We start from the raw sequence: 12,476 nt of genomic DNA on the forward strand, positions 1-12,476 counted from the left end.
TATGCCCAGTTTTCTGCAAGTGTGCGCTGGCACTTGTTGTCTTGCTAGAGGCTCCCCTCTAGACTTTCCTTGAGCAAGTCCGGCTAGCGTCATATCCCTGACACAAGGCGGCCCTACTATCTTCCATTTTCCAGGGGAGTAGCCAGATGCAAAACGATCAGAAGAAAAATTCGCAAGCGCCAGCAAATATTGCCAGGCGCGGCTTTGTCATCAAGATGTCTTCCGTTGCTGCCGTCATGGCATCGGGTGGCGCACTGACAGCCTGCGGCGGTTCATCCACAGTCTTGAATGGCGAGATGGCAGCCTTTAATTATGGCGTTGCCAGTGGCGACCCTCTGGCTGACCGCATCATTCTCTGGACCCATGCCAAAATATCGACAGATGCCAGCGTAGAGCTGACCTGGCAAATGGCGGCAGATGCCAGTTTTGCCAGCGTACTGTTTTCCGGCAAAGTCACGGCCAGTTCAGCAAGCGGTTTTACCGCCAAGGTTGATGCTACCGGTCTGGCCGCCAATACAGAGTATTACTATCGCTTCGTGGCACCGAATAACAGCGTTTCCCCTGTAGGCCGCACCCGCACACTGCCAGTTGGTAATGTTGATCAGGTCAAGCTGGCCGTGTTCTCTTGCAGTGATTATCCAGCTGGCTATTTCAATGCCTATGACAGCGCAATCTCTTCTGGCGCGCAATTCGCCCTGCATCTGGGTGACTATATTTATGAATACAAGGATGGTGTCTATCCACCGGCTGCTTCGCAAGTCGCAGGCCGTGTTTCTGCACCAGCCAGCGAGATTGTCACGGTGGCTGATTACCGTGCCCGCCATGCACTGCACAAGGCGGACCCTTACCTGAAAGCCCTGCATGCACGCATGCCCATGATCACCATCTGGGACGATCATGAATTTGCCAACAATGCCTGGATGGATAGCGCAGAAAACCATAATCCGGCAACGCAGGGTACATGGGCCGCACGCAAGGCAGCGGCCAGCCAGGTCTACCATGAATGGATGCCGATACGTTCACCAGATACCAGCAATCTGTTGAAAATCTACCGTTCCTTTGACTTTGGCAACCTGCTGTCCCTGCACATGCTCGATACCCGCATCATTGGTCGCGAACAGGCACCAGACCGCATGCTTGATGCTCAGGGCCGCGATGTAGCTGACCCCAAGTTCCTGCCGTATGCCTTCAACAAGAACAAGCAATTGCTGGGCGCTACCCAGCAAGCCTGGCTGGATACGCAAATGACCACCTCGAAAGCGACCTGGCAGGTACTGGGCAACCAGACTGTTATGGGGCGTGTGCAATTGCCTGCGAATGTCCTGATGGCAAACCTCAGCGCAGAATCCGTGACTGCTTATCTGACTGCCAAAGCGACCCCGGCTGCAGCACAAACCCAGGCGCAAAAGGATATGCTGGATCCGCTGAAGAATCCAAAAATTTCCTATACCTTCGATAACTGGGAAGGTTATCCAAACGCCCGCGATACTGTCTTCAATTCAGCAGCGAAATTGAAAACAGCAGGCAAGAAATTCCTGGTCTTGTCTGGTGACAGCCATAATGCCTGGTTCAATAAACTGACGCTCACTGATGGCACACAGGTGGGGGCAGAATTTGCTGGCATGTCGGTTACTTCCTCCGGTTTTGAAAGCGTGTTTCCACCATCCGTAGTGCCTCCCGCCACACTGGCTGGCACCATCAAGGCGCTGGTAGATGACATCACTTACATAGACACTTCTCGCCGTGGTTATATGCTGATTACTGTCACGCCTACTCAGGCCAAGGGTGAATATGTATACGTCAGTACCGTCACCAGTTCCAGCTATACCACTAGCATCGATGCATTCACTTATGCTGGTTGAGTAGTGTTTCAGTTCCTGGATTCACTATTCAACTTGAGAGAACGCTGATTTTCTCTGTAGGAGTGGCTTCAGCCACGAATGCCCGACACGGTCAGGTGTTCGCGGCCGAAGCCGCTACTACGAAGTGAGGTAAACTCTCGTCAGTCTTATTTTTTCAGTGCTTATGCAAGCCCAACAGGCTTGCTATTACGTAACGAGAGATTTCCTGACTTTATATTCCATCGCCAGTACTTCTTCATTGGAATCTGCCCCGACCTCTGTAAATCCCAGTTGCTGGTACAAGTGCAAGGCGCCAGGATTGTCACGGTAAACGCGCAGGCTGATCACTGGCAGGCCAGTCTCAGCGATGGCTTGCTGCATCAGTTGTTCACACAATTGCCTGCCATAACCCAGGCCGCGTGTCGCTGGCGAAACGATGATACGACCCAGGTGTACTCGTTGCTCATCGCGTGGCCAGAACTGGGCATACCCGACAACATTCTGATCAGCATCAAGCAGGACCATTTCCTGTGATTGTGGCTTTGCCAGTAAAGTGGATAAGTCAGCAGGTTTAAAGGGATAAGCCAAAGCAGGCCCGGCCCAGCGCGAGCAAGCCTCTGCGCTGCTTATCCAGCTGGCGATAACAGCATAGTCGTCTTTCAGAGCGGGGCGTGAGCTTGTCGACATTTTTAAAAACGGCAAAAGTGTGATGTAAAAAATCCAGCTTCATGTGCACTCATGATTTTACCGCGGCTTGAATGAAAAGCGCAGAATTGTCCGCAAAGTTGACAAGGTGGGAAAGATGAGGGGCAGCACAGCAATTCAGATATGGGGAATGTTAATATCCTCGCTTTACTTCAATCGCCTGCCTATCCATGTCAACACTGGTTGTCCTCGTTGTCCTGTTCGCTGCTTTCCTGCATGCTGCCTGGAACGCAGTCATCAAGGTAGGCAATAACAAATACTTTAATACAGTATTGGTGACTTCTGGCGCCGGTCTGGTTTGTGCTGTGCTCCTGCCATTTGTACGCCAGCCTGATGTCAGCAGTTGGGCATTCATGCTGGCTTCCGTGGCCTTGCAGGTGGTGTATTTCTATTTGCTGGCCGCAGCTTACCGGCATGGCGACATGAGCCAGGCTTATCCTCTCATGCGCGGTACAGCACCACTGCTGGTGGCACTGGTCAGTGGCAGTGTCATAGGCGAGGCCGTGCCCGTCTTGCGCTGGCTGGGCCTGGGTATGCTGGTGCTGGGCATACTTGGCTTAAGTCTGTCTGGCGATAACAAATCCAGCGAAGGAAATCAGGCATTATCAAGTCGTGGCTTTGCCTTGCTGAATGCCTGTTTCATCGCCGGGTATACCGTCGTGGATGGCATAGGTGTGCGCAAGTCGGGCGCACCTGCTGCCTATACCATGTGGATTTTCTTGCTGACGGCGCTGGTCTTGCTGGCAATGATCATGTTCAGGGACAGACAGGCATTTTTTGCCTATATCAGAGGCAAATATGTATTGGGTATCGCTGGTGGTGCCGGTTCCGTGGCTTCGTATGGGCTGGCGCTATGGGCCATGACCCTGGCTCCGGTCGCAACCATTGCCGCCTTGCGCGAAACCTCCATCCTGTTTGCCACTGGGATTGCAGCCTGGGTCTTGCACGAAAAAATTTCTGCCAGACGACTGGCTGCCATCATGCTGGCAGTGGCTGGTGCGGTAGTGATCCGATATACGTAAAAGTATCTTGGATGTAGGAGCGGCTTTAGCCGCGAACATCTCATTTCCGCATCACTCAGGTTCGCGGCTAAAGCCGCTCCTACAGGGGACAGGTGAGGTATTACAGCAGTGTGTTTGTCATAATCAATACTTCGCTTTCTTACCTACTCTTTGATCGCTTCAACACTAAACGATAATGTCACTTCATCACTGACAAAGGGTACATAGCGGCCTACGCCATAATCGCTGCGCAGGATTTTGGTATTGCCGTTGGCACCGCAAGCGCGTTTCAGGTAGAGGATCATGAAGCGGCACTCGAATTGCGTGATATCGACGACTACCTTGCGCGTGACATCCTTGATGGTCAGATCGCCCTCCACCTGTACCAGCTTGTCTTCATTGAAGACCATCTTGTTCGACTGGAAAGTGATTTTCGGATATTTTTCTATATTGAAAAAACTGGGCGAACGCAGGATTTTGTTGAAGGTATCTGAACCAGTGTTGATGGATTCTGCCTCGATGGCAATTTGCAGGCTGCCAGTCTTGTTCTCCATGTCGAGTTCTATGCTGCCGCTATTCTTGTCGAAGCGGCCACGCTGCAGGGACAGGCCCCAGTGCTTGTATTCAAAATTGCTGAAGGTATGTTCCTGGTCGACCAGGTATTTGTCTGCAGCGGTAGCAGTGAGGCTACAAGCAGCCAATAGCAACAACAGGCAATTCCTGAGCATGGTTGATTCCAAATAAAAAGGCAGTAACAAGCATGATAAGCTGTTACTGCCTGACTTGCCAGAAACTTGACCCTGCTAAACGCGCAGGACCAACATCTCAGGGCTTGACGAACTTCAGCGTCATCCTGTCGCTCTCACCTATGGCCTGGTATTTAGCCTTGTCTTTTTCCTTGTTGGTCAGGGTAGGTGGCAAGGCCCAGACGCCATTTTCATGGTCAGCTGTATCTTTTGGGTTGGCATTGACTTCCGATTTTGCTGCCAGCTTGAAGCCTACGCTCTCGGCCAGTTTGATGACATAGCTTTCATGCACATAACCTGTGCTGGCTTTGTCGTCCTGGGTCTTGCTGGCTGGCAAGCGATGTTCTACCACGCCAAATACGCCGCCCGGTTTTAAAGTGTCATAGGCACTCTGGAACAGGGTTTTCATGGCAGGCTCGCCATTGGCAATCCAGTTATGGATATTCCTGAAAGTCAGTACCATGTCGGCACTACCCTTGGGCGCATAATCGAGCTTGCCTGGTGGTGCAAACACGCCCATTTCTACCTTGCCGTAGATGGCTGGTGCAGCATCCAGTTTTTGCTTGAAGCTGGCCGCACCCTTGCTGACTGCCGGGTCACCCAGGGCAGCGATCATCTTGCCATTGTCGCGCAAATACGGTGCCAGGATTTCGGTATACCAGCCGCCACCGGGTGCGAGTTCCACCACGGTCATATTCGGTTTGATACCAAAAAAATTCAGGGTTTCATAAGGGTGGCGGGCGCTGTCGCGTACGGCATTGGCGGGGGTGCGTTGTTGTCCGGCAATGGCGGCTTTCAAGGCATCATCGGCCATGGCGGCCTGGCTGGCACCTATGCCAGCGATCAGGCTCGCGGCGAGCAGAAATTGTTTCATGCAGACTCTCCTAAGGAAAAAACATATGACTGCGTGCAGTGCCAAATGTTCCACGCAGGTGGCAAGCTTCTATCGTGCAGCGCATCATATACCTTTTTTCACTCTGGTTTATTCAGCATCGTATCTGCATCATCCATGCTTTTGCCATCATTCACCCATTCCACGATGTCGCCAGACTGACAGTCCAGGCGTTCACAGATTTTTCCAGTATGGAAAAACGTATGTTCTTGACCTTGCTGCCTGCCGTGGCAACAGCATGGTGTTGATAGGAGATAAAGACACGATAACTTCGATGGAACTGGTGCAAAAGGTCCTTGCAGCTTACTACCGTTTTGTAAAAACACTCAAGTGATGCTTGCCTTGCAGGGATAATAGGCTCAGACTACTGCGATTCATCAACACGGTAGACGATTACATGATCGTCTGCACATGATGGATTTCAATCAAGCTAGCAGGTATTTCATGCAAAAATCATCCGTATTCATGCTGCCATTGGCAGTTTCACTAATGCTGCCCCAACTGGCATCTGCCCAAACCCCTGTCTTTCGCTGTGAAGTAGATGGCCGTGTGATCTGGTCTGACCGCCCTTGCAAGGGCAAGGGTGCCGTCGTCAAGGTCAAGCCTCTGAAGTCTGGCGTGCCCAATAATACCAACGGTAAATCCAAGTAAGAGCAATGTGGTTTGGCCTTGCTGTTTGCCAGCCATCCGTGATGGCTGGCAAACAAAAAGACGATTGCAGATAGTTTTTCTTTGCAGGAACTTAGCTTATTAACTATAGTCTGATGACAACAAACTATACTGGAGACTAAGTTGAACAAATTAATTTCTCGTCGTCATGTAATCGGTGCCATAGGCACTGTGCTGGCCCTGGCCACTCTTCCCGCCACTGCTGGCTGGTTTTCAGGCAAGGGTATTGAGGGTTCTGGAAAAATCCAGAAGCAAGACCGCAGCGTCAGTGCTTACACTGCCGTAAATCTGGCCTTGCCTGCCATGCTGGAATTGCGCCAGGGTGACAAGGAAGGTGTGCAGGTTGAGACTGACGACAATTTGCAAGTACTGGTGGAAACCGTGGTCGAGAATGGTCATCTGATGATCCGTAGCGCGGAAAAGAATACCTACCCCAAAACCAAAACCTTGAACATCATTGTCTATTGCAAAAATCTGGACAAGATTGCTGTCAGTGGCTCAGGAAAAATCTGGACAGACAAGCTGGTCGCCAAACAAGTGAAAGCCAGTATAGGTGGTTCAGGTGATATACAAGTCAAGGCCTTGCAGGCTGATAGCCTGAGTGTCGCCATAGGTGGCAGTGGCAATTTCATGGCAGCGGGCAGTGCCCCTGAGTTTGCTGGCACGATAGGTGGCAATGGTGATATACAGGTGGGCAAGCTGGAATCCAGAAATGTCAAAATCAAGATAGGCGGCTCAGGTTCTGCGCAGGTATGGGCCAAGGACAAGCTTGATGTCAGCATAGGTGGCTCCGGCGATGTTGCTTACTACGGTGATCCAAAAATCAGTAAGTCCATAGGCGGTTCTGGCAAAGTGACGCGCAAAGGTGACGTGCCTGGCTAGGCAATGCGGCCCGTAGTCTGTAATCTGCATCCGGATATTATCCTTGCAGATTACACGCGCGGGTCCGCAAGGCGTATCAACACCAGCAACACTGCAATGACTGGCAAGACGGCCATAAAACCCATGCCGATGTAAGCGACGGCACCGCCGACCGCACCTACTACAAAACCTGCAACTGCAGGTATGAAGCGGCGTGTGCGTTCGCGCGCAACAATGTTACCTGATGCGGCATCGACGAGATCAATCACGATCTGCGTCACATTGCCGGTCATGACCGTGGTGGGTACCAGGCTGGACAGGCTCAGGCGGCTGGTGCCATTCTGCAAGCCCATGGCCAGCGCACCCAGCATGCCGGTGGCGATGGCGGTATATCCGGGATTGGCATCCAGGTCAGGCCGCAGCAAAATACCTGTCATGGCAAAGGAGAACAGGAACAGGGCTTCCAGCGCCAGCAAGGTTTTTAATACCCTCGTGCTGCCACGTGCGCTCAAAAATCCGTGTGTCCATTTGGCCACCAAGACACCAGCGATGAAAGCCGGGAAAGCCAGGAACTTTAAAGTCATGCCACTGCCACCGTGTACGAAGGCAGCACCTATCAGGACAAAGTTTCCCGTGACATGGGCAGTGAATAGCCCGAACAGGGCAATGAAACCCAGGGTATCTATATATGCGGCGACCAGGGCCAGCAGTGGTGCCATCCAGGCATGAAAGACCGGTACAGGGCTGCTTGCTGGTGTTGCAGAAGAAATGTCGGTGGGCATATTGGCTGTCCGTATCCAGTGAATGTGAGTGAATCAGGTAGTCAGTAAAAGCGTGAATGCCAGCAACAGGCCACCGGCCAAAGCAAGGTGTTCCAGAAATACGGTCAGTGTGCGTCGCTTATCCCGGGCATTTGCTTCTCGCCAGAAAGCATGAAACAGCAGCGTTGCCATGCAGGTGAAACCAGCCAGGGCAAGCGCTGCCCAGCCGCCCAGATAACGCAGCATGGGTTGGTCGGGAAAGAAGGCTGCTGCCAGCAAGCACAAGCTGCCAGCAGCCTGCAAGAACACGGTGCCGCATAATAAAATCACAGGAGCAAAAGGCAGTTGTGTACGGACTTCTGTAAGTCCGTCTTGCCAGTGCAACAGTTTGTCAGCGGCACTCCAGGCGAACACACTCGCCAGCATAGCCAGGGCCAGTGTCTGTATCGAAGAAGGCAGTGTCATAGCCAGCATCCACAGCCCAGTGCGCCCCAAAAACTTTTTTCATCCGATACCGGCACGGGATTGAGCCAACTGGACGTATGACCATGCCCATGAACCTGGCAGGGTTTCGCACAGCAGTTGGCATGCTGTACAGGTTTTTGCAAATGACCGGTTTTGTTTTTTTGCACCGGCGGTTCGCGCCAGTAGCCACCAAAGACATTGGTCGGTGCCCAGTCATTGGCTGCCTGTGGCATAGGTGGGGCGAGATCAGAAAATACGTCGTCACCATGCACGACCTTGCCGCCAACGACGGTCAGGTGCGACACCAGGCTGGCGATGTCCATTTCAGGAATTGCAAACAGATCGGCTGAGGGCACGATGAAGTCCGCCAGTTGTCCGGCCTTGATCTGCCCCTGTCTGCCATCTGCATTGGAAAACCAGGCACTGCCTGTAGTCCACAGGCGCAAGGCGGTTTCCCGGTCCAGCAGATTATCTGACTGATACAGATTAGTACCACCGACGGTCCTGCCAGTGATCATCCATGCAAGGCTGACCCAGGGGTTGTAACTGGCGACACGGGTGGCATCGGTACCACCGCCGACTGGAATGCCAGCATCAAGCATGCGCCGCACCGGTGGTGAATGCGCAGCTTTCTGGCTGCCGTAACGCTCGATGAAATATTCACCCTGATAGGCCATGCGGTGCTGAATCGCGATGCCGCCACCCAATGCCCTGACACGGTCTATGTTTTGTGGACTGATGGTTTCTGCATGATCAAAGAACCAGTGCAGATTGTTGAATGGAATATCGCGGTTTACACGCTCAAAGGTATCCAGTGCCCGGCTGATGGTTTCGTCATAGGTCGCATGCAGGCGGAAGGGCCAGCGCTTTTCTACCAGCAGGCGTACTACGCGCTCCAGCTCATCTTCCATGCTATCGACAGGAGTTGGGCGTGGCTCGCGAAAATCTTCAAAATCAGCTGCTGAAAATACCAGCATTTCACCCGCGCCATTGTGACGGTACATCGCATCGCCAGACAGAGGTGGCAGTAAATCACTCCAGGTCTGGAAATCTTCTACTTCCTGCTTCGGTCTCTGGGTAAACAGGTTGTAGGCGATGCGCACAGTCAGTTCGTCTGCCTTCTGCAGTTTTTCTATGATGCGGTAGTCATCCGGGTAATTTTGAAAACCGCCACCCGCATCAATGACTGAGGTAATGCCGAGCCGGTTCAATTCGCGCATGAACAGCCGGGTAGAAATCTCTTGCGCATCCGGATCCAGTTTGGGCCCCTTTGCCAGCGTCGCATACAGGATCATGGCATTTGGCTTGGCCAGCAGCAGCCCGGTCGGGTTGCCCTGTTTGTCGCGCTCGATTTCACCACCCGGAGGGCTCGGTGTGTCTTTGGTATAGCCGACTGCACGCAGGGCTGCGCCGTTGAGTAGCGCACGGTCATACAAGTGCAGGATAAACACAGGCGTATCAGGTGCTGCAGCATTGATTTCTGCCAGCGTTGGCAGCCTTTTTTCTGCAAACTGATGCTCGGTGAAGCCACCTACCACACGCACCCACTGCGGGGCCGGGGTACGGGCAACTTGCTCTTTCAGCATACGCATGGCATCTGCCAGGGAAGGCACGCCATCCCAGCGCAATTCCATGGTGTAGTTCAGCCCTGCCCGTATCAGGTGGGTGTGGCTATCATGCAAACCGGGGATGGCGGCGCGGCCTTTGAGGTCAATGACTTTGGTGTTCGACCCCATGTGGCGGTGCACTTCTGCGGCATCGCCGACGGCGATGAATTTGCCATCAGCAATCGCTACCGCATTTGCCTGAGGGTTTTGTTTGTCCAGGGTAGTGAAACGGCCATTCAGGTACAGTGTGTCGGCGATAGCGATCATGATGTCAGTTGTGGTTAAGATTGATCATAGGTTGCATTCCGGGTACTACTCATTGTCACTCAATGTGCAACTTTGCGTGCAGCCATTTTGTGTACATGGGTTATTGCATAATCTATGCCAGAACCATAGGCGCCGCTATGTTCAACCACCACGCCTGTCGTGCCTTCGTAGGTATCTTTTTTGCCCCAGTCGCGTTGCAGTTCCAGCAGGTATTGTTGCCAGGTCATGGGCACGGCACCTGCCTGTATCATGCGTTGCAAGGCCATGTTATGGGCAGCGGCTGAAGTGCCGCCAGAGGCGTCTTCAACGAAATACACTTCATAGCCATCACGCATCGCTTCCAGCACCGGGAAGGTCAGGCAGACTTCAGTCCACAGGGCTGCAAACACCAGTTTTTTACGGCCAAATTTTTTCAGCTCGGCTTTGACTGCGTCATCATCCCAGGTATTCATCGAGGTACGTTCAAAAATCTTGTTGTCTGGCAGCTCGGCCAGCAGCTCAGGCCAGATTTCACCGGAGAAACCGGCAGTCTCTACCGAAGTCAGCACGGTCGGTACCTTGAATACCTTGGCAGACTTGGCCAGGCCTATCACATTGTTTTTCAGCAGTTGGCGGTCTATGCCGCTGGCAACGCCGAAGGTCATTTGTGGCTGATGATCAATCAGGATCAGGCTGTGGTTGTTGGCTGTCAGTAAATCCAGTTTTGGGTTGCTCATGATAGTTACTCCGTCAGTTGGTATTCAGGGTTTTAAGGCTTTAATTTTTCAACAATTGGCGTCCAGACATGTGTACTGTAGATTGTTTCCATAATGCGCACCAGATAGTAAAATGTCTTCGTTAAGTATCCAGATTGGAAACATTGCATGGACAGACTAGATGCCTTTCGCGCTTTTGCCCTTTCCTGGCAACATGGCAGCTTTGCGGCAGCCGCACGTGAAATGGATGTCACACGCTCGCAGGTCAGCAAGCTGGTGGCCTCGCTCGAAGAGACCTATAACGTCAAGCTCCTGAACCGTACCAGCCGCGCTCTGTCACTGACCAGTGCGGGTGCAGAGCTGCATGAATACGTGCGCTCCATCCTGGCTCTGTCCGACGAGGTAAGTCTGGCCCTGACTGAAAGGCGCACCCAGGCGATAGGCAAGCTGGTGGTGAATGCCCCCATGAGCTTTGGCACCATCATGCTGGCGCCGCGCATGAGTCAGTTTTTGAAACAGCATCCGCGGGTTGAATTGCGCATGGACCTGAACGACCGCATGCTCAATCCCATAGAAATGGGCTTTGACCTGAGCCTGCGCATCGCCCATGTGAGTGATTCCAACCTGGCAGCACGCCGCATCTGTGCCGTCAAGCGTTCGCTGTATGCCAGCCCTGCCTATCTGGAGCAGCATGGCATACCCGTAGAGCCAGCACAGCTGGCCCAGCACAGGTGCCTGAATTATGGACATAACCTGACCGGGGCGGAATGGCTGCTCAGCGATGGCCGTAGTGAAAAACGCGTACGCGTAGGCGGTGCCCTGTGTTCGAATAATGGCGAGATGCTGGCGCAAGCCGCCGCCGATGGTCTGGGCATAGTCTTGCAGCCGGATTTCATCACCCAACAATGGGTAGCACGGGGTGAGCTGGTCCAGATACTCGGTGAGTGGCAAGAGGCTCCATTGATCAGCCTGTATGCCCTGTACGTGCCGTCCAGCAGATTGCCCATGGCGGCCAGGGCCTTCATTGATTTCCTGGTCAGGGAATTCAATGAGGAAGCGCTGGCTCCATTCGCTTAACGCAAGGGCATGTAAATATTACTCAACAAATCTGCCGGTGCGGTATCGCGCGGGTTGTTGAGGTATTCTTCAAACGGTGGTGCATCATCTATCTCTTCACCGGATGCTGGCAGCCAGACGCCAAAGAACCAGCGGTAGACCGGCTGCATGTCCGAATAAGGCCCCTTGTATGTCAGCACCGCATATTTACCGCCACGCAGTTCAGTCAGTGACAAGGGGGCTTGCAAAGCCTGTTCAGGCAAGGGATGGGGTGCGCTGATGCAGGCTTTGGAGCGCAGTTTGTCTTCATCTACCGTCATTGCATCATCGTAGTAAATGCCGAACCAGCGGGTATCTTCCCTGAACAGCTGGCGTGACGCGGCGCAGCCGGTCAGGATATCGAAGGTCTTGCTGATGCTCATGTAACTGCCAGTATTGTCTATGCCCAGCAATTGCACGGGTGCTATGCTGGTAATGCTGACGGGGAAGTGCAGGTCGGCACTGAGTTCATCTGGCATGGGGAATTGCTGATGGCTGCCTTCCTTGCGGTAACGCGCTGGTGGTTGCCCATATACCGAAGCAAAGATGCGGGTGAAAGATTGCAGATTGGGGTAGCCAGAAAATTCTGCGATCTGGTCTATCGCCATGTCGCTACGAGCCAGCAGGGTTGCTGCCCTTTGCAGACGCAGGCGCTTGACGGTTGCCACCACGCTCTCACCATGAATGGCGCGATAGATGCGGTGCCAGTGGTAGGGCGACATACAGGCAATTTCGGCCAGCTTGTTCAAATCCAGGTCTTCATCGAGATGGGCATGCAGGTAATTGGTGACGCGTGAGAGACGGCGTTCATAACTGACTTGCAGGGCTGGACTGGTGGACAATGCGGACATGCTGGCCTTCCTGGAATTGT

At 53.1% G+C, this 12,476-nt stretch carries 14 protein-coding genes; 5 read left to right on the forward strand and 9 right to left on the reverse strand.

The window, feature by feature from the left end:
* The first annotated feature begins 146 nt into the window (after nucleotides 1-146).
* On the forward strand, nucleotides 147-1,862 hold the full coding sequence (locus tag DFR42_RS17640) for an alkaline phosphatase D family protein (RefSeq protein WP_110256341.1): 1,716 nt from the start codon (nucleotides 147-149) through the stop codon (nucleotides 1,860-1,862).
* A 186-nt stretch (nucleotides 1,863-2,048) separates the two neighbouring features.
* Here the strand turns inward: DFR42_RS17640 and DFR42_RS17645 are convergent, their stop codons facing one another.
* Nucleotides 2,049-2,528, reverse strand: coding sequence for a GNAT family N-acetyltransferase (locus DFR42_RS17645; protein ID WP_110256342.1), 480 nt, complete (start codon nucleotides 2,526-2,528; stop codon nucleotides 2,049-2,051).
* Between the two features lie 188 nt (nucleotides 2,529-2,716).
* On the opposite strand from DFR42_RS17645, the gene DFR42_RS17650 reads away from it, so the two are divergent.
* Nucleotides 2,717-3,568 carry a DMT family transporter gene (locus DFR42_RS17650; protein ID WP_110256343.1) on the forward strand — a complete coding sequence of 284 codons (852 nt, stop codon included), beginning with the start codon at nucleotides 2,717-2,719 and terminating at the stop codon, nucleotides 3,566-3,568.
* Between the two features lie 143 nt (nucleotides 3,569-3,711).
* On the opposite strand, the gene DFR42_RS17655 is transcribed toward DFR42_RS17650, so the two are convergent.
* The 3 genes from DFR42_RS17655 to DFR42_RS29270 form a co-directional block, all read right to left on the reverse strand.
* The gene (locus DFR42_RS17655) at nucleotides 3,712-4,275 is read right to left on the reverse strand and encodes a YceI family protein (protein ID WP_110256344.1); all 564 of its coding nucleotides are present in this window, start codon (nucleotides 4,273-4,275) and stop codon (nucleotides 3,712-3,714) included.
* Nucleotides 4,276-4,372: 97 nt separating this feature from the next.
* Nucleotides 4,373-5,167 (reverse strand): class I SAM-dependent methyltransferase, encoded by a 795-nt coding sequence (locus DFR42_RS17660; protein WP_110256345.1) that lies wholly within the window; start codon nucleotides 5,165-5,167, stop codon nucleotides 4,373-4,375.
* Between the two features lie 151 nt (nucleotides 5,168-5,318).
* Entirely contained in the window at nucleotides 5,319-5,474 is a 156-nt protein-coding gene (locus DFR42_RS29270; protein WP_170133569.1) for a hypothetical protein, read from the reverse strand.
* A 155-nt stretch (nucleotides 5,475-5,629) separates the two neighbouring features.
* On the opposite strand from DFR42_RS29270, the gene DFR42_RS17670 reads away from it, so the two are divergent.
* Complete coding sequence (locus DFR42_RS17670) at nucleotides 5,630-5,836, forward strand: hypothetical protein (RefSeq protein ID WP_146218884.1); 207 nt, start codon at nucleotides 5,630-5,632, stop codon at nucleotides 5,834-5,836.
* A 141-nt stretch (nucleotides 5,837-5,977) separates the two neighbouring features.
* Nucleotides 5,978-6,736 (forward strand): head GIN domain-containing protein, encoded by a 759-nt coding sequence (locus tag DFR42_RS17675; protein ID WP_110256348.1) that lies wholly within the window; start codon nucleotides 5,978-5,980, stop codon nucleotides 6,734-6,736.
* Nucleotides 6,737-6,786: 50 nt separating this feature from the next.
* Here DFR42_RS17675 and DFR42_RS17680 read toward each other — a convergent pair whose 3' ends face one another.
* From DFR42_RS17680 to DFR42_RS17695, 4 genes are read right to left on the reverse strand one after another with little or no spacing between them, the layout of a single operon-like run.
* Nucleotides 6,787-7,497, reverse strand: coding sequence for a YoaK family protein (locus DFR42_RS17680; RefSeq protein WP_110256349.1), 711 nt, complete (start codon nucleotides 7,495-7,497; stop codon nucleotides 6,787-6,789).
* Nucleotides 7,498-7,530: 33 nt separating this feature from the next.
* Nucleotides 7,531-7,941, reverse strand: coding sequence for a hypothetical protein (locus DFR42_RS17685; RefSeq protein ID WP_146218885.1), 411 nt, complete (start codon nucleotides 7,939-7,941; stop codon nucleotides 7,531-7,533).
* On the reverse strand, nucleotides 7,938-9,815 hold the full coding sequence (locus tag DFR42_RS17690; RefSeq protein WP_110256351.1) for an amidohydrolase: 1,878 nt from the start codon (nucleotides 9,813-9,815) through the stop codon (nucleotides 7,938-7,940). The genes DFR42_RS17685 and DFR42_RS17690 overlap by 4 nt, the downstream gene beginning before the upstream one ends.
* Before the next feature lie 59 nt (nucleotides 9,816-9,874).
* Entirely contained in the window at nucleotides 9,875-10,531 is a 657-nt protein-coding gene (locus DFR42_RS17695) for a hydrolase (RefSeq protein ID WP_110256352.1), read from the reverse strand.
* A gap of 147 nt (nucleotides 10,532-10,678) precedes the next feature.
* Between DFR42_RS17695 and DFR42_RS17700 the strand changes: the two genes are divergently transcribed.
* Nucleotides 10,679-11,587: a LysR family transcriptional regulator gene (locus DFR42_RS17700; protein ID WP_110256353.1), complete on the forward strand. Its 909-nt coding sequence runs from the start codon at nucleotides 10,679-10,681 to the stop codon at nucleotides 11,585-11,587.
* On the opposite strand, the gene DFR42_RS17705 is transcribed toward DFR42_RS17700, so the two are convergent.
* On the reverse strand, nucleotides 11,584-12,456 hold the full coding sequence (locus tag DFR42_RS17705) for an AraC family transcriptional regulator (RefSeq protein ID WP_110256354.1): 873 nt from the start codon (nucleotides 12,454-12,456) through the stop codon (nucleotides 11,584-11,586). The genes DFR42_RS17700 and DFR42_RS17705 overlap by 4 nt on opposite strands.
* Nucleotides 12,457-12,476 lie beyond the last annotated feature (20 nt).

Source organism: Undibacterium pigrum, from assembly GCF_003201815.1.
Taxonomy (GTDB): domain Bacteria; phylum Pseudomonadota; class Gammaproteobacteria; order Burkholderiales; family Burkholderiaceae_D; genus Undibacterium; species Undibacterium pigrum.